General features: G+C 60.9%; 19 protein-coding genes and 1 tRNA gene. 6 read left to right on the top strand and 14 right to left on the bottom strand.

Translation table 11 applies throughout. The annotated features are described in order from the left end of the window. The first annotated feature begins 18 nt into the window (after positions 1 to 18). Positions 19 to 1,203 (top strand): delta-9 fatty acid desaturase DesA, encoded by a 1,185-nt coding sequence (desA, locus tag ACP7CZ_RS08000; RefSeq protein ID WP_032894197.1) that lies wholly within the window; start codon positions 19 to 21, stop codon positions 1,201 to 1,203. Between the two features lie 188 nt (positions 1,204 to 1,391). Then, positions 1,392 to 2,393, top strand: coding sequence for a GGDEF domain-containing protein (locus ACP7CZ_RS07995; RefSeq protein ID WP_294173257.1), 1,002 nt, complete (start codon positions 1,392 to 1,394; stop codon positions 2,391 to 2,393). Here the strand turns inward: ACP7CZ_RS07995 and ACP7CZ_RS07990 are convergent. From ACP7CZ_RS07990 to ACP7CZ_RS07940, 11 genes are all read right to left on the bottom strand, one after another. After that, entirely contained in the window at positions 2,390 to 3,562 is a 1,173-nt protein-coding gene (locus ACP7CZ_RS07990; RefSeq protein WP_294173258.1) for an HDOD domain-containing protein, read from the bottom strand. The genes ACP7CZ_RS07995 and ACP7CZ_RS07990 overlap by 4 nt on opposite strands. A 222-nt stretch (positions 3,563 to 3,784) precedes the next feature. Further along, a complete protein-coding gene (gene gabT / locus ACP7CZ_RS07985) occupies positions 3,785 to 5,062 on the bottom strand; it encodes a 4-aminobutyrate--2-oxoglutarate transaminase (RefSeq protein ID WP_014716416.1) in 1,278 nt (425 codons plus the stop codon). 177 nt (positions 5,063 to 5,239) lie between these two features. Further along, positions 5,240 to 6,682 carry an NADP-dependent succinate-semialdehyde dehydrogenase gene (gene gabD / locus ACP7CZ_RS07980; protein ID WP_003187552.1) on the bottom strand — a complete coding sequence of 481 codons (1,443 nt, stop codon included), beginning with the start codon at positions 6,680 to 6,682 and terminating at the stop codon, positions 5,240 to 5,242. 419 nt (positions 6,683 to 7,101) lie between these two features. Then, positions 7,102 to 7,416 carry a RebB family R body protein gene (locus ACP7CZ_RS07975; RefSeq protein WP_003187551.1) on the bottom strand — a complete coding sequence of 105 codons (315 nt, stop codon included), beginning with the start codon at positions 7,414 to 7,416 and terminating at the stop codon, positions 7,102 to 7,104. A 50-nt stretch (positions 7,417 to 7,466) separates the two neighbouring features. Next, positions 7,467 to 7,781, bottom strand: coding sequence for a RebB family R body protein (locus tag ACP7CZ_RS07970; RefSeq protein ID WP_003187550.1), 315 nt, complete (start codon positions 7,779 to 7,781; stop codon positions 7,467 to 7,469). An 80-nt stretch (positions 7,782 to 7,861) separates the two neighbouring features. Beyond that, a complete protein-coding gene (locus ACP7CZ_RS07965; RefSeq protein ID WP_294173266.1) occupies positions 7,862 to 8,185 on the bottom strand; it encodes a hypothetical protein in 324 nt (107 codons plus the stop codon). A gap of 40 nt (positions 8,186 to 8,225) precedes the next feature. Continuing rightward, positions 8,226 to 8,852, bottom strand: coding sequence for a hypothetical protein (locus ACP7CZ_RS07960; RefSeq protein WP_034125445.1), 627 nt, complete (start codon positions 8,850 to 8,852; stop codon positions 8,226 to 8,228). A gap of 82 nt (positions 8,853 to 8,934) precedes the next feature. Further along, positions 8,935 to 9,507 carry a hypothetical protein gene (locus ACP7CZ_RS07955; protein WP_057978429.1) on the bottom strand — a complete coding sequence of 191 codons (573 nt, stop codon included), beginning with the start codon at positions 9,505 to 9,507 and terminating at the stop codon, positions 8,935 to 8,937. Positions 9,508 to 9,525: 18 nt separating this feature from the next. Beyond that, a complete protein-coding gene (locus ACP7CZ_RS07950; protein ID WP_003187543.1) occupies positions 9,526 to 9,753 on the bottom strand; it encodes a RebB family R body protein in 228 nt (75 codons plus the stop codon). 103 nt (positions 9,754 to 9,856) lie between these two features. Continuing rightward, a complete protein-coding gene (locus ACP7CZ_RS07945; protein ID WP_172415492.1) occupies positions 9,857 to 10,399 on the bottom strand; it encodes an RNA polymerase sigma factor in 543 nt (180 codons plus the stop codon). 87 nt (positions 10,400 to 10,486) lie between these two features. Then, positions 10,487 to 11,203, bottom strand: coding sequence for a Crp/Fnr family transcriptional regulator (locus ACP7CZ_RS07940; protein WP_198833788.1), 717 nt, complete (start codon positions 11,201 to 11,203; stop codon positions 10,487 to 10,489). A 196-nt stretch (positions 11,204 to 11,399) separates the two neighbouring features. On the opposite strand from ACP7CZ_RS07940, the gene ACP7CZ_RS07935 reads away from it, so the two are divergent. Further along, a tRNA-Arg gene (locus ACP7CZ_RS07935) sits at positions 11,400 to 11,476 on the top strand. Between the two features lie 828 nt (positions 11,477 to 12,304). Here ACP7CZ_RS07935 and ACP7CZ_RS07930 read toward each other — a convergent pair. After that, positions 12,305 to 13,480, bottom strand: coding sequence for a sensor histidine kinase (locus ACP7CZ_RS07930; RefSeq protein ID WP_054896825.1), 1,176 nt, complete (start codon positions 13,478 to 13,480; stop codon positions 12,305 to 12,307). Positions 13,481 to 13,485: 5 nt separating this feature from the next. Continuing rightward, entirely contained in the window at positions 13,486 to 14,175 is a 690-nt protein-coding gene (locus ACP7CZ_RS07925; RefSeq protein WP_003187519.1) for a response regulator, read from the bottom strand. A 218-nt stretch (positions 14,176 to 14,393) separates the two neighbouring features. Between ACP7CZ_RS07925 and ACP7CZ_RS07920 the strand changes: the two genes are divergently transcribed. Further along, positions 14,394 to 15,206 carry a MipA/OmpV family protein gene (locus tag ACP7CZ_RS07920; RefSeq protein WP_054896826.1) on the top strand — a complete coding sequence of 271 codons (813 nt, stop codon included), beginning with the start codon at positions 14,394 to 14,396 and terminating at the stop codon, positions 15,204 to 15,206. Positions 15,207 to 15,319: 113 nt separating this feature from the next. After that, on the top strand, positions 15,320 to 16,540 hold the full coding sequence (locus tag ACP7CZ_RS07915; RefSeq protein WP_054896827.1) for an alginate lyase family protein: 1,221 nt from the start codon (positions 15,320 to 15,322) through the stop codon (positions 16,538 to 16,540). Between the two features lie 252 nt (positions 16,541 to 16,792). Here the strand turns inward: ACP7CZ_RS07915 and ACP7CZ_RS07910 are convergent, their stop codons facing one another. Continuing rightward, positions 16,793 to 17,692, bottom strand: a complete 900-nt coding sequence (locus ACP7CZ_RS07910; RefSeq protein WP_294173287.1) for a LysR family transcriptional regulator — start codon at positions 17,690 to 17,692, stop codon at positions 16,793 to 16,795. A gap of 116 nt (positions 17,693 to 17,808) precedes the next feature. Here ACP7CZ_RS07910 and ACP7CZ_RS07905 point away from each other — a divergent pair, with 116 nt between their 5' ends. Next, positions 17,809 to 18,840: an SDR family oxidoreductase gene (locus ACP7CZ_RS07905; RefSeq protein WP_294173290.1), complete on the top strand. Its 1,032-nt coding sequence runs from the start codon at positions 17,809 to 17,811 to the stop codon at positions 18,838 to 18,840. Positions 18,841 to 18,876: the final 36 nt, after the last annotated feature.

Below are 18,876 nucleotides of genomic sequence, written 5' to 3'. Positions count from 1 at the left end.
CTGAGGGCCATACAGCCTATGTGGTACAACGGTTTTCTTGATCTGTCCGCCTGGCAACTGGTGGCAGTCACGCTGTTGATGACCCACGTGACCATTATTGGGGTCACTGTCTATCTGCACCGTTATTCGGCCCATCGCTCGCTCGAGCTCAATGCCGGCCTTAAACACTTCTTCCGCTTCTGGCTGTGGCTGACCACGGCGCAGAACACCCGCGAATGGACCGCCATCCACCGCAAGCACCACGCCAAGTGCGAAACCGTCGATGACCCGCACAGCCCGGTGATCAAGGGCTTGTCCACCGTGCTGCGCAAAGGTGCCGAGCTGTACCGCGCCGAGGCGGAAAACCCCGAGACCCTGCGTATCTACGGCAAAAACTGCCCGGACGACTGGATCGAACGCAAGCTTTACACGCGCTACCCGCTGCTGGGCGTGGCGCTCATGGGCGTAATCGACCTGCTGCTGTTCGGCACCATCGGTATCACCATCTGGGCGATCCAGATGATGTGGATTCCGTTCTGGGCCGCAGGCGTGATCAATGGCCTGGGGCATGCCGTGGGCTATCGCAACTTCGAATGCCGTGACGCCGCCACCAACCTGGTGCCGTGGGGCATCATCGTCGGCGGCGAAGAGCTGCACAACAACCACCACACTTACCCCAACTCCGCCAAGCTGTCGGTGAAGAAGTGGGAGTTCGACCTGGGTTGGGCCTGGATAAAAGTGTTCAGCTTCCTGCGCCTGGCCAAGGTGCAGCGCGTGGCCCCCATCGCCCACCGCGTCGAAGGCAAGGGCAGCCTGGACATGGACACCGCCATGGCGATCCTCAACAACCGCTTCCAGATCATGGCCCAATACCGCAAGTTGGTGATTGGCCCGCTGGTCAAGCAGGAGCTGGAGAAGGTCGATCATTCGGTGCGCCACCAGTTCCACCGCGCCAAGCGCCTGCTGTCGCGGGAAACCAGCTTGCTGGAAGACCGCCACCACTTGCGCATCCAGAGCATGCTGGAACACAGCCATGCCCTCACGGTGATCTACGAGAAGCGCCTGGCGCTGCAGCAGATCTGGCTCAAGACCAGTTCCAACGGCCACGACATGCTGGCTGCGATCAAGGAATGGGTGCATGAAGCCGAGGCCAGTGGCATCCAATCCCTGCGCGATTTTGCCCACCAGTTGAAGACTTACTCGTTGCGTCCTACAGCGGCGTGAGGGCGCCGTGGGAGGGTTCGCCCTCCCACGCACTGGCTTTTTGGCGCCATTTTCCGGGCACCGTCAATGCATGCTGATCACGGAACTTCACCGCAATTCCCCTCTCTCAAAGAACACTTCGCCATCATGGTGACCCCTTGTAGTGACCGCTTTTGCACCCTGCGGCGCGCCCAGAGAGAGTTGTACCGATGGTTCACGAAAAGCCCAGCCTGCCCGATGTGCCCACCGCAGAGCCGCCGCGCCCGGCCGCGGCGGCGACCCTGTTGGCGCTTATGCATGCTCAAGGTGAAGTCGAGCGGCTGAGTGAGCGTGAGCAACTGCTCAGTTCCCTGCTGGTCAGCGTGAACGCCGTGCTGTGGGCCATCGATTGGGAAACACGCCGCGTGCTGTATGTAAGCCCGGCGTACGAGCGCCTGTTTGGCCGCTCCGCCGGCCTGCTGCTGGCCGACCACCGTGAATGGCGCAACAGCGTCCACCCCGAAGACCTCGACTACGCCGAACACAGCCTGGCCCGTGTGCTGGAACAGGGCGCCGTGGAGGACCGCGAGTACCGCATCATCACCGCTGACGGTCAGATCCGCTGGTTGAGTGACAAGTGCTACATCAACCAGCAGGTGGTGCCCGGTGAAGCGCTGATCGTGGTGGGCATCGCCGAAGACATCACCGAAAAGAAGCAACTTGAGCTGGAACTGCATCGCCTCGCCACCACCGACGTACTGACCCAAAGCAGCAACCGCCGACACTTCTTCGAACTCGCCAACCAGGCGTTCGAAAATGCCTGCGCGCAGGGCACGCCGCTGGCGTTCCTGTTGCTGGACATCGATGATTTCAAAGACATCAACGACACCTACGGCCACCTGGAAGGCGACCAGGTGCTGCGGCGCATCGCTGAGAGCGGACGCGGGGTATTGCGCCGTGGCGACCTGTTCGGACGCGTTGGCGGCGAAGAATTTGCTGCTGTGCTGCCGGGTTGCCCACCGGAGATGGCCCTGCAGGTGGCCGAACGGTTGGGCAAGGAAATCCAGGCGTTGGTGTTCAGCTACGAAGGGCATGAATTCAATGTGACCGTCAGCCAAGGCCTGGCCGGCCTGCGCGAAGATGACTCCACCCTCGACAGCCTGTTTGCGCGAGCGGATGCGGCGATGTACGAGGCCAAGCGCCAGGGCAAGAACCGCGTTATCGCCGGTTAACACCGACCCACTGTGGGAGCTGGCTTGCTGCCCGCCAGTTCTTCCAGCCCTTCATGCTCGGTAAGCCGCGCCATTTGCACCGCCAGGTTCACCACCAGGGCTTCGCGCGAATACACCCCGCCTTCAAGTGAATAGATCCCTGCGATCAACTGTCGCAACTCCAGCGGCAAGCGCCAACGCGTGCGCAACGCCGAACCGTAGGCGGCGCCAAAGGCGTCGAGGGATTCGCCGATGGCTTCATCATCCAGGGCGCCGCCGCCCTGGCGCCAGTCTTCCAGGCAGCGCAACAAGGCCAGGTCGCCCAAGCGATGCAGGATGCAGGCGCTGTAGCAGCGCTGGTGGTCGAGCTCCAGCATGCGCGCCAGGCGCCGGGCGTAGTCGGCGCTGTCCTGGGACAATTGCCAGTGCCGCTCGGCGTAGGCCACCAGCCCAGGGTCGCCCAACACCACGTTGTGCTTGAGCGCCAGGCCCAGGATGAGGTTCATGCTCTGGCCGGGCACCAACTTATGCAGGGCCTCTGACAGGGTCTGCACTGGCGTGCCGTGGTAGCCGGCGCTGTTGGCGGCGGCGATCAGTACGGCGGTGATTTGCGGGTCGCTGTGCACCTGGTCTTCCAACTGCTTGAGGTCCAGGCCTTCGGGCCCCAGGCTGCGTTGCACGGCGGTTTTCACATCCACACGCAACGGCGCCCCATCGCAGACCTCCCGGCGCCGCTCGAGGAAGGCGGGCAAGGTCATGCCCGGCGCCAGGGGTGGGATTTCGCAGTACACGCTTTCGCCTTCGTTGAGCAGCAGGTCTTGCAAGCGCTGGGTCAGGCTTTCCATGTTCAGCGGGCGGGTCAGGTAGGCGGTGGGCGCCAGGGGCAAGGCTTCGCGCACGCTGGCGCTGTCGTTGCGACTGCTCAGCAAGATAAACGGCAGCGAACGGCGCTTCTGGCGCACGCTGCGCAGCAGGCTCAGGCCATCCACGCCCGGCAGTTCCCAATCCGCCAGGATCAGGTCATAGGTTTTTTCGCCCAACAGCGTGGCGGCGTGCTGCCCATCGGCGCACACATCCAGCCGTGCGTCACAGCGCACATTCAACAGCACTTGCTTGAGCAGGTCCCGCGACCAAGGGTCTGCTTCGGCGATTAACACTCGGGGTACAGCGGGTAAATCAACAGCAGTCATCCAGCACGCTCCATCGGCAATGCTTGCACCTTAGACAATGCAGGCGCGTGCGTACAATGAAGCAGGCACAAAAAAACCGCCGAAGCGGTTTTTTTGTACGGGCTGTAACCTGTGGCGAGGGAGCTTGCTCCCGCTGGACTGCGCAGCAGTCCCAAATCAAAGAGCGGGGCCGCTTCGCGCCCCAGCGGGAGCAAGCTCCCTCGCCACAGTGACTAAGGTTGGTCAGAGTTCGGAGAAACACTCTTCGATGATCGCCAGGCCTTTGTCCAACTGCTCGTCCGGCGAGGTCAGGGGCACCAGTACGCGCAATACGTTGCCGTAGGTACCGCAGGACAGCAGGATCAGGCCCTTGTCACGTGCCTTGGCTACCACGGAGGCAACGGCGGCAGCGTTTGGCTTGTGGGTGTCGCCGTCTTCAAACAGCTCGACCGCGATCATCGCGCCCAGGGCACGCACTTCGCCGATCACCGGGTACTTGGCCTGGATGGCCTTGAGACCAGTCACCAGGCGCTCGCCCACGGCCTTGCAGCGGTCCAGCAGGTGCTCTTCTTCGAACACTTCCATCACGGCCAGGGCTGCTGCGCAGGCAATCGGGCTACCGGCATAGGTGCCGCCCAGGCCGCCTGGAGCGATGGCGTCCATGTATTCGGCCTTGCCGCACACACCGGCCAGCGGGAAGCCGCCCGCGATGGATTTGGCGAAGGTGGTCAGGTCGGCGGCAACGCCCATCTGTTCCATGGCGAAGAAGGTACCGGTACGGCCGGCACCGGTTTGCACTTCGTCGGCGATCAACAGGATGCCGTGCTTGTCGCACAGTTCGCGCAGGCGCTTCATGAAGGCTTTCGGCGCGACGTAGAAACCGCCCTCGCCCTGTACCGGCTCGATGATGATGGCGGCGATATCACGCGGCTCGGCGTCGTTCTTGAAGATGCGCTCGATGCTGGCGATGGAGTCGTCGACGCTCACACCGTGCAGTTCGTTGGGGTACAGCGCACGGAACACGCCGCCCGGCATCAAGCCCATGCCGGCCGAGTAAGGCACGACCTTACCGGTGAGGCCCAGGGTCATCATGGTGCGGCCGTGGTAGGCGCCGGTGAAGGCGATCACACCGGCACGGCCGGTGGCGGCGCGGGCGATCTTCACGGCGTTCTCCACCGCTTCGGAACCGGTGGTGACCAGCAGGGTTTTCTTGGCGAAATCACCCGGCACCTTGGCGGCGACTTTTTCGCACACTTCTACGTAGGGCTCGTAGGCCAATACCTGGAAGCAGGTGTGGGTCAGCTTGTTGAGTTGCTCGGTCACGGCCGCGATGATTTTCGGGTGCACGTGGCCGGTGTTCAGCACGGCGATACCGCCGGCGAAGTCGATGAACTCGCGACCTTCAACGTCGGTCACGGTGGCGTTCTTCGCGGAGTCAGCGAAGATCGGGTGAATCTGGCCAACACCGCGCGGTACAGCGGCTTCGCGGCGTTTCATCAGGGATGCGTTGGTCTTGCTCATAAAGTCCTCATTCGCCGCTCATCGGGCGGCGTGGCTCAAGGATAGGTGGCGGGGAGGCAACTACGGCAGCATGCGATGATCGACTGCCACAGCTTTCCCGGCCACTGCGAATAACCATGTGAAACACGCAAAGGGGCAGCGCTCTCGTGCCCTCTGCGTTTACTGCAATCCCGTGCCTTAGATACCCAGGCAGAGGTATTTGATTTCCAGGTAGTCCTCGATCCCGTACTTGGAGCCTTCACGGCCCAGGCCGGAGGCCTTGATGCCGCCGAACGGCGCCACTTCGTTGGAGATCAACCCGGTGTTGACGCCGACCATACCGTATTCCAGGGCCTCGGCCACACGGAACACACGGCCCAGGTCGCGGGCGTAGAAGTAGGAAGCCAGGCCGAACTCGGTGTCGTTGGACATGGCGATCACTTCGGCTTCGTCTTTGAAGCGGAACAGTGGCGCCAGCGGGCCGAAGGTTTCTTCCTTGGCGACGGCGGCGTTTTTCGGCACGTCGACCAGGATGGTCGGTTCGAAGAAGTTGCCTTCCATCACCTTGCCACCGGCCAACAACTTGGCGCCTTTGCTCAGGGCATCAGCGATATGTTCCTGCACCTTGGCCACGGCTTTTTCGTCGATCAGCGGGCCGGTGGTGGTGCCGTCTTCCAGACCGTTACCGATCTTCAATTTGGTCACCGCCACCTTGAGCTTTTCAGCGAAGGCGTCGTACACCGAATCCTGGATGTACAGGCGGTTGGCGCAGACGCAGGTCTGGCCGTTGTTGCGGTACTTGGAGATGATCGCGCCTTCGACGGCCTTATCCAGGTCGGCGTCGTCGAACACGATGAACGGTGCGTTACCGCCCAGCTCCAGGGAGACTTTCTTGATGTCCTTGGCGCATTCGGCCATCAGCTGGCGACCAATTTCGGTCGAGCCGGTGAAGGACAATTTACGCACAATGGGGTTACTGGTCAGCTCGCCGCCGATGTCGCCAGCACTGCCGGTGACTACGCTGAGCACGCCTTTGGGGATACCGGCGCGGTGCGCCAGCTCAACCAGGGCCAGGGCCGAGAACGGGGTTTGCGAGGCCGGCTTGATCACCATGGTGCAACCGGCAGCCAGAGCCGGGCCGGCTTTGCGGGTGATCATCGCCGCAGGGAAGTTCCACGGGGTGATGGCTGCGGTCACGCCGATGGGCTGCTTGATCACGATCAGGCGCTTGTCGGGCTGGTGGCCGGGGATCACGTCGCCATAGATGCGCTTGGCTTCTTCGGCGAACCACTCGATAAAGGAAGCGGCGTAGACGATTTCGCCCTTGGCCTCGGCCAGCGGCTTGCCTTGTTCGAGGGTCATCAGGCGGCCGAGGTCGTCCTGGTTTTCGATCAGCAGTTCGAACCAGCGGCGCAGCTTGTTGGCGCGCTCCTTGGCGGTGAGTGCACGCCAGGCTGGCAGGGCCTTGTCGGCGGCTTCGATGGCGCGGCGGGTTTCCGCGGCGCCCATCTTCGGCACGGTGCCGAGAATCTCGCCCGTGGCCGGGTTGTTGACCTTGATGGTTTGACCATTGTCCGCATCGACCCAAGCGCCATCGATAAAGGCTTGCTGGCGGAACAACTGGGTGTCTTTAAGCTGCATGTCGGCTTTCCTTAACAGCACCGCGCGCACGCGGAGCGAATTAGAGTTGTTGAAAGGCGCCTTGTGGGCAATGTCGTTGTAGGAGCGAGCTTGCTCGCGAAAAATTCAAAGGCGCCGCGTAAAACCAGAAGCGCGACGTCATCGTTATCGATTTTCGCGAGCAAGCTCGCTCCTACACGACATCAACCTGGGCTGCCGTCAGGGAAATCAGTCCAGCACGCCAGCATAGGTGAAAAGCGCACGGGAGACAGAGCGTTTGAAATCTCAAACGAATCCTAGGATCAATGGGGGTACAGGGCAATAGTCTGTTCGAAAAAAAGAACGATTATGGCGCATCTGATTCATCTTTCGGATCAAGTGCCCACACGACAACAGCCCCGGAGCCTTGTGGGCGCCGGGGCTGCTGGGGGCTCTGCAGTTTAAGGTTGGAACGACTTGAGCACGGCCAACAGGCTGGTCAAGTTGTCGGCCACGCCGCCCTGGGCGACTTTCTCGGTGGCGGCGGCGCCAGCGGTGGTGTCGACGCTGTAGATCTGCATCACGCCCTGGTTGGTGGCCGCCTGAGCCAGGGTGTTTTGTTGCTGTTGGGCCGAGACCGAGTTCTGGAACAGGATTGCCGTGGCCTGGCCCATGGATTGGTAAATGGTGCTCATGGCCATCGCGGGTGATTCGGCAACCACCTTGACGTTGGTCTGAGTGACGGCATCGGTGATTTGCGGGCTGACTGTACTCATGGTTGAAACTCCTGGGTTGAGAAAGAACAACATCCGTTATTGCTCAGTGCTTACGGCTGGAACGACTTGAGCACGGTCAACAGGCTGGTGAGGTTATCCGACACGCCGCCCTGGGCGACTTTCTCGGTGGCCGCCGCACCTGCGGTGGTATCGACGCTGTAGATCTGCATCACGCCCTGGTTGGTGGCCGCCTGGGCCAGGGTGTTTTGCTGCTGCTGGGCCGACACCGCGTTCTGGAACAGAATCGCCGTGGCCTGCGCCATGGATTGATAAATAGTGCTCATCGCCATCGCAGGCGATTCGGCCACCACTTTGACGTTGGTCTGGGTGACCGCGTCGGTAATTTGCTCGTTGACTAATGGCATGATCAATTTCCTTATTTAGTACACGGTGCATTCCGTGTTCATCAATGAACGTTGCGAAACAGGCGCTGTGAAACGCAGGGTCAAGGTTTTGCAGTGGGACCCAACGCCGCTTCAATCTGGGCGATCAACCCTTGGATCAGTGCCTGCACTTCCTTGCGTTGCGCATCCTGGTCGGGAGCTGCGCCGTCCAACACCTGGCGTAGCGCCGCCTCACGTTGCTCGGCAGCGGTCTTGAGCGCTTGTTCGTTGGCCTTCGATTGCGCAAGCACTTCGGTAGCGCGCTTGAGGGTTTCGTCGACGGTGGCATGGGGCGTTCCGGCGAAGATCTGCGGGTTGCGCAGCATCGCTTCGAGCCGCTGGCGGTCATCGGCAGACAGGACCGAGGGTGTGGAAGGGGGTGCCATGTCGATCTCCTTGGGTTTTACGTCGCCTGCAAAAGGGCCGCTAAAGCCGCACCTCTCTGCCGTCTTCCCAGAAACCGGCAAAGAAAAAACGCGGCGACGCAGCACAGAACGTCGCGAGCTCTGCCGGTGTCATCGCTGAGGGTTGCCGATTGAAGATGGCCGGCGGTGGCGGAACCAGATTGGCCGCGTTGTAGAGGTTGCCGACCTCATAAGCGTTGGCCGCGAATTGTGAGCAAAAGGAACCGCTGCCTATCGCTATCGACTCATTGATCCGAGCCTGTAGGGTGTCGTTGGCCTTCCAGTTCTTGAATGCAGAAAGCATCGCGTTCCACGCGCTATAACTGCCGTCGATTTCATCGCCGAGCTTGTCGAAATAAAACTGCTTGGCCGCCAGCGCCGCCGCAAACCCCAGCTCAGTGTCACGGCAGGAAAACACCATGGCGGTGCGAGGGGGTTTTTCCAGGCTCACGTCAGTCAACGCCAGGCCAGTGCCGACGCTTTCGATCACCATGGTCTTGCTCACCGCAATTGCCGGGTGGACCACATTCAGATACGTCGTGTCCTGTGAGAACACCTTGGCTTTGACCAACTGACCGGCTTTGATGAAAGCCCGCGTCGTACTGTCATCTTCTTGCTTCACCGAAAAAATAAGATCTCCAACGTCCATGATGTCGCTCCTCACTCAAGAAAAGTTGCTTTCAAGTTGCTGTTGCACCGCCCCAGCAGAACGCCGAAGCGCTGTGCTCGGTTCAGGCCGCTGGCGCGGCCCGGTTGGCCAAGGTGTCGGCGTACTTGGCGATGCTCTGGTCGATCTTGTCGATGGCCACGCTGGCGGCTTCGGCTTCCATCGCACCGGCAGCGGCAGCCACGGCGGCAGCGGCGCCTACCAGCAGGTCGGTGGCCAAGGCGCCCAAGGCGTCTTCGGCAGCGGCCGGCAGGTTGTCCTTGACGATGTTCTCGGTCATTTGCTGGAGCAGCACGGCCTGGGCCGCCAACGCGATCTTGCTGACCCCATCGAAGTACCCCGCCGCCGCTTGCGCCACCAGCCCGGCCGCCTGGCTGATCATCATGTCGGCCGGCACCGCGATCTGCGCCGGCGCATAGGCAAAGTTCTGCGCGTTGGTGAACTGCACCGCCTGCACGATCTGGCTATTGAGCGCCGCCGTGCTGTCGGATGACGGCGTGCTCACCTGGTTGAGCAGGTGCTCGTTCATGCGCGCCATGATCGAGCGCGAGGCCGGTGCGGCGGGCGCCGACGCAGGTGGGTCGGCGGCGGGCGTTGCTTGGGAGGCGGCGGGTTTCTTTCTGCTGAACCACGACATAATCGATCTCCCGAGGGCTCAGCCCTTCTCGCCAATCTGCATGATCAGCGCCACGGCCTTGGAGATCACCGCGTTGGAAATCTGATTCATCGCCTGCTGGCTGTTGACCGCGTTCTGCAACGACAGGCCCGCCGCGCTGCTGGCCACCTGGTACAGGGACGCGATGGCCTGGGCTGGCGCCTCGGCCACCACCTTGACGTTGGTTTGAGTGACCGCGTCGGTGATCTGGCTGTTGACCTCTGTCATACATCTCTCCTTGATGGCATTCACCCAGGTTTGGGTGTGGATAGCGGCGGCGTGCTGCGCTCATACCACTAGAACGCCCCACGCCAACGTCTGTGAATCGCCTTCAGCGCAAGGCACTGCGCAGCAGTTGCACACGCTTGCGCACCAGCGGCAGCTTCACGTGCAGCTCGGCGGCGATTTGTGGGTAAGGCAGGTCATCGACAAAACGCATCTCGAACAAGCGCTGCTGCAACAGCGGTAACCGTGCGACGTGCGCCTCGATCTGCTCCAGGCGCTCATAGCATTCCACCCGCTCCAGCACCGAGGCGCAGGGCGCGGCGAGCGCGGCCAGGTGATCGTGTTCAAGGTCGACCGAATCATCGAACAACCGCCCCTCGCGCTTGCTGCGCCGCAAGCTGTCGAGAAACACATGATCGAGCACCAGAAACAGAAACCCCTCAGGGTCGCGAATGCGCTCCGGCGAACGCCGAAAAAACAACAGGGCCTTGATCGCCGTGGCCGCCAACCACTCCTGGCCCTGGTCCAGATTGCCCTTGGCCCGCCGCAACGCCCGGCGCCTGAGCTCGCCGTGCACAGCACGCCAACTCGCTTCGAACAAACGGTCATCGGCGGCCCATTGATCCTTGAACTGAACAGTCATCCCCATCGCCAGCACTCCTGTGCATCCTTGATGAAGGGCCAGTCTGCGAGGGCTCGACGGGGGCACGCTGTTACCTGGGGAACACCGCCACAACTAATTCAGCGCAAAAGCCTTGCGCCGCAAATGCTCGACATCGTTGATCACCATGCGCTCCAGATCGCCGCTGATCACCCCACTGCGCCGCCACACTTGCAGCTGCACATTCAGCTTGGGGCGGCTGGTGTTCAGCATCGACGCCAACACCCCTTGGCTTGCGGGCAACGACACACTGGGCAAGGCCAACGCCAGGTCGATCTCACCCAGGTTCGCCAACAAAAACCGCGCCAACCGCGACTCCAGCCGATGCAGACACACCAACTCCAGCAACTCGATGGCGTGCAGCAACCTCAGCATCATCAGCATCAACAAACGCCGCAGAAACACCGGCTCCTCAAACAACACAGCAAAATGCCGACTACCCAGCTGCAACAACCGCGTGGGCCCGCTGGCAAAGGTAGAAGACTCGCGCCCATGATCCTTGATCAACGCCGTCTCCCCCACCACCTGCCCGACCCCGGTACTGCCGATAATCTGCTCGCGCCCATCCGGCCCATGCACCACCGAATAAATCCGGCCCTCCACCACCAACGCAATGAATTCGAGGGTGTCATCCTTGAAATACAACAGCTCACGATCATCCAGCGTGCGCTCCACCATATGGGTGGCGACGTAGCGCAAGAGATGCTCCGGCATACCTCGAAACAAATCGGAGCGAGCCAGCAGGGTTTGTCTGAGCGGGAGATCGAGCATCACGGTTCCTTTGGAATGCATGCGTTCACCTGAGGAATTGCGGCGTGGAAGCGGGGTTAAAGCCACAAGAGCAAAGCAAACAAAGGGACGTGCGGCGCGGGGAGTTGTGAATGAGGGTGGCGATTAGCCATTTTTTGGCGGAAATGGACGACAGGGGGCGGGGGGAATGCCGGAATGGACGCATCAGGTCGACATGGGTATGATGTCGCCCGCACAAGCATCCGTAGCTCAGCTGGATAGAGTACTGCCCTCCGAAGGCAGGGGTCGTGGGTTCGAATCCCGCCGGGTGCACCAGATGTGGAATGAAAAAGCCTCAGGTTGAGAGATCTGGGGCTTTTTTGTGGGTGGTGATTTAGTGCTTATGCAACACCTCAAACCGCGCTGATGAGACCTCGTTCGGAAAGCGCTTATGCAGCACCAGCAACATCTCATCGGCCGACGAGGTGATTCCCTCCTTACGCGGCTTCACGACGGGTTGAAAATAAATCTGTCCCCTTTTTGATGGACAGCGGCATGTAACTTCGAAACTAGGGGGAGGATTCATAATGCACCAGAGCATCCAGCGAAAAGCAAAGATACCGCAAGACACAGGAGCAAACGAAAGTCTCCAGTCTAGCGGAGCTTAGGATTGGCAGAATAAGCTCAAGCTTTTCCGCTCATAGGAGAAGATGGGCGGATTAATTTAGATTACTCAGACGTCCAGTCGCCCTCCAAAGCTCATTCCACATTAAGTCTTCTATCGCGATGCCACAAATTTGCCACATTCGCCCTGCTAACCGGGGCGAAAACTCGCTAAGCCCAGCTATCACAACCCTTTGATTTCCCAGCTAATCCGCGCTAACGTATTGATTCTAAACGTCGACTTTTAGGACTCCGAAGGCAGGGGTCGTGGGTTCGAATCCCGCCGGGTGCACCAGATATGAAATGAAAAAGCCTCAGGTCGGGAGATCTGGGGCTTTTTTGTGCGTTTGGTGGGTGGTGAGAGAGTGTTGAGTCGCGTCGGGATAGTAGAGGTGAAAATAAATCCCCTTTTCCCCTCCCTTTTTCCCAAGCAGTTTTCCAGCTCTATGATCATTACGATTTCACCGTCTTGAGCGCCGGTCTCAAGCAAAGAAGAAACGCCTACACAGGAACCTCCGCCCTGATCAGCGTACCGCCTTCGGCCAGATTGCGGGCAGTAATGGTACCGCCATGGGCGTGGCAGATCGCACGGGCGATGGACAAGCCTAGCCCGCTCCCCCCCGAGTAACGTGCCCTGGAGCGCTCTGCACGCCAGAAGCGGTCGAACACGCTGTCCAGATGCTGGGCTTCGATACCTGGCCCTCGGTCACCGACTTCAATCACCACCGAACCGTGAACCCGGCGCGCCGTTACATTCAACTCGCCTCCCCCGGCCGCATAACGCAGCAAGTTATCGACCAGAATGTTGATCACCTGGCCCAGGCGATCACGATCGGCATGCATACGAAGCCCATCAGCAATACTGACCTGCGTCAGCACGCAAGCCTCATCCAACTGCGGCTGGAACCACGCCAACCGCTCCGCCACCAGAGCTACCAGAGAAAACTCGCTGCGCTCCAGCACCAGCCGGCCAGCACGAGCCATCGACAACAGGTGCAAATCATCCACCAGCTTTCTGAGTTGATCGAGCTGACGCTTGACCATGCCCAACTGCATGGCATCGCTGGGGAATACCTCATCGAGCATACCCTGCACACGCCCCATGGCGGCGTTCAAGGGTGTGCGCAGTTCGTGGGCAATGACCGCGCTGGATTCACGCACATCGCGCTCATAGCGCTCCAGTTGCGTGGTCATGCTGTTGAAGTCGCTGACCAGCCGTTGCAGCTCGTCGGGCGCGTCGCGGTGCACCGGCAGGCGAGTCAGGAAATCACCGCCGGCGACTCGCCGGGCGCCCTGGGCAATTGCCGAGAACTGGCTGGACAAGGGCCGCGAAAACCACAGGCCGAAGCCAATGATGATAGGGATCGCGGCCAGCACCAGGCCGATCAGTATCAGCCAGTCGCGATTGGCGATAGCCGGCTGGAAATAGTCCAGCGGATAGTACTGGGCAACCACTTGACGCAAGCGTGCCTCATTGAGCTCTGGCTCGGCGCGCAACGCCAGCAGCTCCTCACGCGGCCCAGGCGGCAGATGCTGCACAAAATACCAGTCCGACAGTGTGACGTTGATCCACATGCACACCGAGATCACCACCACCGCGCCGATCGCCAGCAGGCTCATGCGCAGGCCGATCCAGCGCCACATGGGTTTGTCGTTGACCCGCGGTTGCTCAAGCATGTGCGTTACCTGAATCGATAGCCAATGGAGCGCACCGTGACCAGAACGCCGGTGATGCCGTGGTTTTCCAGCTTGCGGCGCAGGTTGTGCACGTGGGTGTCGACGACGCGGGCCAGGGCTTCGCTTTCCGGTAGGCAGATTTCCAGCAACTCATCACGAGTGAAGGCCTTGGACGGCGTCTTGAGCAACGTCACCAGCAGCTTAAATTCCGTTGGGGTCAGGTCCAGCCATTGCGGTGGTGCTTCGCCCTGCTCAATGGCCGCGGTAAACGCAACAAGATCCACCCGCAGGTTTTCATGGCGCAGCAGGTGTTCGACCGGTTGGTTGCCGGTGGTGCGCCGCAACACCGCGTGCACCCGCGCCACCACTTCGCGCGGGCTGTAAGGCTTGACCACATAGTCGTCCGCGCCATAACGCAAGGCACCGAGTTTTTCCGGTTCGTCGCCCATGGCCGTGACCATGATGACCGGCGTGTCACTGCTACGGCGCACGGCGGATAACACCTCGGTGCCGCTCAAGCGCGGAAGCATCACGTCGAGCAGGATCAGGTCGGGCTGCCAGCTTTTGTACAGGTCCAGACCGCGCTGGCCGTCTTCGGCCAGGGCCACCTCATAGCCATCCCGGAGCAAGTAGGCTTCGAGAATGTTGGCGCTGTCGGCGTCGTCTTCGACGATGAGGATACGTTTTCCTGACACAAAGAAGCCTCTTGATGAAACCTTGATAATTTACGAACGGTTTATTGAAAGTGCGCTGCCAGTATTGCCCTACGCCCGCTTTCGCGAGCCGATCCTATGCCGACCACTGCATCGCTGTCCAAGCCTATCAACGGGCCTGAACAGCTCGATCAGAGGGAGGCGTTGTGTCGCGCGTCGGCGGGCGCACTGCTGTCTTCTTTTGCACATAGGGCTTGACCATGAACTTCACCACCTCCCCTACCCACAACGTTCTGTTGGGCGCCGTCACGCTGCTGTGCTGCGCGCTCGCGCCCCAGGCTCAGGCGACCGACGCCAGCCCGACAGCCGAAGAAACCACCGTTACCCTGGGCCTTGGCATGGGTGTCACGCCTCGCTACATGGGTGCTGACCGCTACCGTCCGCTCGTACTGCCGATGCTCAGCATCCAGCACGGAGCGTTGTTCGCCGACACCACTCGCGGCGTGGGCCTGCAATTTCAATCCGACAGTGGTTTTAGCGCCAGCGCAGCGATCAATTACGACCTGGGCCGCAAAGAGAAGGACAGCATCACCAGCCCGGGCGGCGACGAGCTCAGAGGTATGGGCGATATCAACGGCGCAACCGTCGCCGACTTTACCCTCAGCCAACAACTGCTTGACTGGCTGTCGGTCAACGGCGAAGCCGAACTGCGCATGGCCGGCGAGCACCGAGGCAACCGTTACCGCTTTGGCCTGGAAGGCATCTTGTTGCACACAGACCGCGACACCCTGAGCCTGGCCATCGACGCCCATGCCGGCGATAGCCGCTACAACCAGACGTTCTTCGGCGTCACCCAGGCTCAGAGCCAACGCTCGATCTACAGCAAGTACACCGCCGACGCCGGGATCTATGCCTACTCCGCTGCCTTGAACTGGCAGCACACCTTCGACGCGCACTGGTCAACGCTGGCCAGCCTGACGCTGACTCAATACGCTGACCAGGCCAGCGACAGCCCGCTGGTAAGGCGCGAAACCGCAGGCTTGGGCCTGTTTGCAATCAACTACACGTTCTGACAACAAGCCCCGGGTATGCAGGCTTCATCTGAACTATCCCTGGGGCAGATTCCAGTCCTGTGCGAATGGCTTTTCAGACCGCGCAAGGTTCTCCCCATCAGGGCGTACACACGATGATCCGTTTGAAGTACCTGTCCAAAAGAGCCGTGCTGCTCTATGCGCTATTGATGAGTATCGGCAGTCAAGCCTCCCCCACCCTGCATACCGAAGCGTTCGTGCATCCTGGCCTGCTCCAGACCCGGGAGGACTTCACGCGGATACGCGAGAAGCTGGCCAACTATAACCAGCCGTGGCTGGCCGGCTGGCAGAAGCTGATCGCCAACCCCCATGCCTCATTAGCCTGGCAGCCCAACCCGATGCCGGTGGTGTACCCCACTTCAGGCGGCCCGAATAACGACAGTGTTCTGTTCAACGACGCAGCCGCCGCGTATGCACTGGCCCTGCGCTGGCAGATCTCCAACAACCCGGCGTATGCCGACAAGGCCGTGAGTATTTTGAACCAGTGGGCCTTGACCCTCACCGCGATCAAAGACAAGCCCGGCAGAGCTTTGGTGGCAGGCTTGTACGGCTACCAACTGGCCAACGCGGCCGAACTGCTGCGCAGCTACCCAAAGTGGCGGGCGGAAGATTTCCAGCGTTTTCAAGGCATGATGCTCACTGTGTTCTACCCCATCAATCATGACTTCCTGGTGAACCACGACGGCGCCCGGCCTGATCATCATGGGGCCAGCTGGGACCTAGCCAACATGAACTCGATGCTGGCCATCGGCGTACTGACCGACCGCCGCGATCTCTACAACGAGGCCGTCGACTACTTCAAGCACGGCACCGGTAACGGCGCCATCGCCCACGCGGTGTGGAAGCTCTACGGCGATGGCCTTGGTCAAGTCCAGGAAAGCGGACGTGATCAGTCACACGCCATGCTCGACATAGCCCTGCTCGGCAGTTTCTGCCAAATGGCCTGGAGCCAGGGCAACGACCTGTTCGGCTACCAGAACAACCGCGTGCTGCAGGGCGCCGAGTATGTGGCCAAGTACAACCTTGGCCAGGAGGTGCCGTTTACCCCCATCCCCAACAGCAGCTTCAAACAGACCGTTATCTCGGCCGATCATCGCGGCGAAACCCGTCCGATATGGGAACTGCTCTACAACCACTACGCCGTGCGAAAGGGCCTCAGCGCACCGAATGTGCAGGCCATGGCAAATAACGTCCAAGTGGAAGGTGGTGGCGGGGATTATGGTGCTGACAGGGTTGGCTACGTCCAGCTGGGGTATGGGACGTTGCTGTATTCGTTGGGGGAATACGGTTTGTCGGAGATGCAGTTAATGCCTTAGAGGTATATCACCGAAGCTGCGCTGCGCATTACAAATGCGTCCTTTCTACCTGTCAAATTCGAGGAATGGCAAGAACGCATTGGTGTGTTGGAAATGTCAAAGGACGCCAGCACCATCGCCGCAGAAGTGTGGAGCCAGATATGAATGAAACACCCGAGGTCTTTAGACCCGGGGCTTTTTTGTGAGCCACTTGCACGCGCAACTCGATGTTGCTACGAGTGGCTAAGCGCCTACATCCCGATGGGTTGAGTATTACGAAAGCCTTGATGAATTCCCGGAATGCTGCTTTTCCAGGCTTGAAATTTCACCGCGCAACACCCCCTCCAACACCCCAAAAAACCCCTGAATATGCCCCTGCTTCAACGCCTGCGGCCGCGTAACCAAATAAACCTCCATCGCCGGCAGTTCTATCTCCTGAAAAACCTCACTCAACCCCGTCGCCAAAATACGCGGCAACACCGCCACCCCCATCCCCCGCTTCACCGATTCAAGCTGCACCGCAAACGAACTCACCCTGATCGGCGCACGGTCCACCCCCGCAGCTTTCGCAGCGCGCATTTGCGGCAGCAGATCCAGCGGCGGCAGCAAGGCGATACTGGCGGCGGTAGCTGGCGTTAGCGCAGGAAACCGTTGCAGGTATTCAGCAGTTGCGAATACGCCGTAAGCGAGTTTGCCGAGCCCTCGGTAGATCAGGGAAGGTTCGCCCAGGTGTGCGGTGCGTATGGCGATGTCGGCCACGCCTCGTACGATTTTGTGAAAGTCGGTGGTGACCTGTAGTTCTACGGAACAGCCTGGGTGCTGGGAGGTGAAGCGGCTGGCGGCCTCAAGCACGCTGGCGGAAAAGCCTTCGCCGGCGCTCACCAGCACGGTGCCGCTGAGGGTTGCTGGCGTGCCGTCGGCGGGGGCCTGGCGTCGCAGGCCGGATTCGGCGGCCAGGGCGACGTCTACCAGGGCTTGGCCTCGGGAGGTGAGCCGGCAGCCTTCCACGCCGCGTTCCACCAGTGGTTCGCCCAGGGCGGTTTCCAGTTGGGTGAGGCGGCGGGAGACGGTAGAGGCCGCGATACCCAGTAATTGGCCTGCCTGTAAAAAGCTGCCGCGCCGTGAGACTGCCAGCAGCAGTCGAAGATCGTCCCAATTTGCCTGCAATGCCATATCTCCGCGCTTCCCTGGTGTGCAGATGTGCAAAGCCATTATGCCGCAGGCACTGTTTTTACGGCGCGGGCTGACCGGTATATCTACTGGCCTTCTCAACAAATGGAATGGCATGTATGAACACGAACCCCAATCGCTTGCGCAGCGCCTTTGTGACCGGTGCCACCGGCTTGCTGGGCAATAACCTGGTACGGGAGCTGGTCGCACGGGGTTATGCGGTGAAGGCGCTGGTGCGCTCGGCGGCCAAGGGTGCGCTGCAGTTCGGCGGTGTGCCGGGCGTGGAGCAGGTGGTGGGGGACATGGCTGATGTGGATGCCTTTGCGGCGGCGTTGCAAGGCTGCGATACGGTGTTTCACTGCGCGGCGTTTTTTCGGGATAACTACAAGGGCGGCAGCCATTGGGAGGAACTGGAGAAGATCAATGTCGTCGGTACGCGTGCCCTGCTGCAACGGGCGTATGACGCCGGTGTGCGACGGTTTGTGCACACCTCGTCGATTGCCGTGCTCGACGGTGCCCCCGGTACGCCGATCGACGAGACGTGCCTGCGGGCCGAAGCCGATGCGGACGACTACTACCGCAGCAAGATCCTGGCTGAGCGGGAGGTGTTGAGGTTTCTTGAAAGCCATCCGCAGATGCACGCCTGCATGGTCTTGCCCGGTTGGATGTGGGGGCCGGGCGACCGTGGGCCGACGTCTTCGGGGCAGTTGGTCCGGGACGTGATCAACGGCAAGTTGCCGGGGCTGATTCCTGGCACCTTTTCGCTGGTCGATGCCCGCGATGTGGCCTGGGCGCACATTGCTGCCGCCCAGAGCGGGCGACGGGGCGAGCGTTATCTCGCGGCCGGTCGCAACTTGACCATGCGCCAGCTGATGCCGGTGCTGGGGCGTATTGCCGGGGTCAAGGTACCCTCGCGCCAACTGCCGCTGCCCGCGCTGTACCTGTTGGCAGCGGTGCAAGAGGCCTACGCCTACCTGACCGGCAAGCCCATCTTGCTGAGCATGGCGACGTTGCGGCTGTTGATACGCGAGGAGCACCGTACCCGCTTTGACCACCGTAAAAGTGAAGAAGAACTGGGGTTGAGCTTTCGCGTGCTGGAGCAGACCCTCACGGACACGGTGGCCTGGTCCCGGGCCTACGGCGGGTTGTAATAAAAAGCCCCAGGTCGACAGGCCTGGGGCTGGTTC

This window comes from Pseudomonas sp. DWP2-2 (assembly GCF_049897065.1).
Classification (GTDB): domain Bacteria; phylum Pseudomonadota; class Gammaproteobacteria; order Pseudomonadales; family Pseudomonadaceae; genus Aquipseudomonas; species Aquipseudomonas paracarnis.
This window is presented reverse-complemented; position numbering and strand designations above follow the sequence as displayed.

What these genes read in the sequence shown, in the direction of transcription:
- ACP7CZ_RS07975 (WP_003187551.1), bottom strand. Translation starts at nt 7,416, where the DNA reads ATGAGTACAGTCAGCCCGCAAATCACCGATGCCGTCACTCAGACCAAC.
- ACP7CZ_RS07930 (WP_054896825.1), bottom strand. Translation starts at nt 13,480, where the DNA reads ATGCTTGAGCAACCGCGGGTCAACGACAAACCCATGTGGCGCTGGATC.
- ACP7CZ_RS07995 (WP_294173257.1), top strand. Translation starts at nt 1,392, where the DNA reads ATGGTTCACGAAAAGCCCAGCCTGCCCGATGTGCCCACCGCAGAGCCG.
- ACP7CZ_RS07940 (WP_198833788.1), bottom strand. Translation starts at nt 11,203, where the DNA reads ATGCATTCCAAAGGAACCGTGATGCTCGATCTCCCGCTCAGACAAACC.
- ACP7CZ_RS07955 (WP_057978429.1), bottom strand. Translation starts at nt 9,507, where the DNA reads ATGTCGTGGTTCAGCAGAAAGAAACCCGCCGCCTCCCAAGCAACGCCC.
- ACP7CZ_RS07920 (WP_054896826.1), top strand. Translation starts at nt 14,394, where the DNA reads ATGAACTTCACCACCTCCCCTACCCACAACGTTCTGTTGGGCGCCGTC.
- ACP7CZ_RS07915 (WP_054896827.1), top strand. Translation starts at nt 15,320, where the DNA reads ATGATCCGTTTGAAGTACCTGTCCAAAAGAGCCGTGCTGCTCTATGCG.
- ACP7CZ_RS07945 (WP_172415492.1), bottom strand. Translation starts at nt 10,399, where the DNA reads ATGGGGATGACTGTTCAGTTCAAGGATCAATGGGCCGCCGATGACCGT.
- desA (WP_032894197.1), top strand. Translation starts at nt 19, where the DNA reads ATGTGGTACAACGGTTTTCTTGATCTGTCCGCCTGGCAACTGGTGGCA.
- ACP7CZ_RS07970 (WP_003187550.1), bottom strand. Translation starts at nt 7,781, where the DNA reads ATGCCATTAGTCAACGAGCAAATTACCGACGCGGTCACCCAGACCAAC.
- gabD (WP_003187552.1), bottom strand. Translation starts at nt 6,682, where the DNA reads ATGCAGCTTAAAGACACCCAGTTGTTCCGCCAGCAAGCCTTTATCGAT.
- ACP7CZ_RS07990 (WP_294173258.1), bottom strand. Translation starts at nt 3,562, where the DNA reads ATGACTGCTGTTGATTTACCCGCTGTACCCCGAGTGTTAATCGCCGAA.
- ACP7CZ_RS07910 (WP_294173287.1), bottom strand. Translation starts at nt 17,692, where the DNA reads ATGGCATTGCAGGCAAATTGGGACGATCTTCGACTGCTGCTGGCAGTC.
- gabT (WP_014716416.1), bottom strand. Translation starts at nt 5,062, where the DNA reads ATGAGCAAGACCAACGCATCCCTGATGAAACGCCGCGAAGCCGCTGTA.
- ACP7CZ_RS07965 (WP_294173266.1), bottom strand. Translation starts at nt 8,185, where the DNA reads ATGGCACCCCCTTCCACACCCTCGGTCCTGTCTGCCGATGACCGCCAG.
- ACP7CZ_RS07950 (WP_003187543.1), bottom strand. Translation starts at nt 9,753, where the DNA reads ATGACAGAGGTCAACAGCCAGATCACCGACGCGGTCACTCAAACCAAC.
- ACP7CZ_RS07905 (WP_294173290.1), top strand. Translation starts at nt 17,809, where the DNA reads ATGAACACGAACCCCAATCGCTTGCGCAGCGCCTTTGTGACCGGTGCC.
- ACP7CZ_RS07960 (WP_034125445.1), bottom strand. Translation starts at nt 8,852, where the DNA reads ATGGACGTTGGAGATCTTATTTTTTCGGTGAAGCAAGAAGATGACAGT.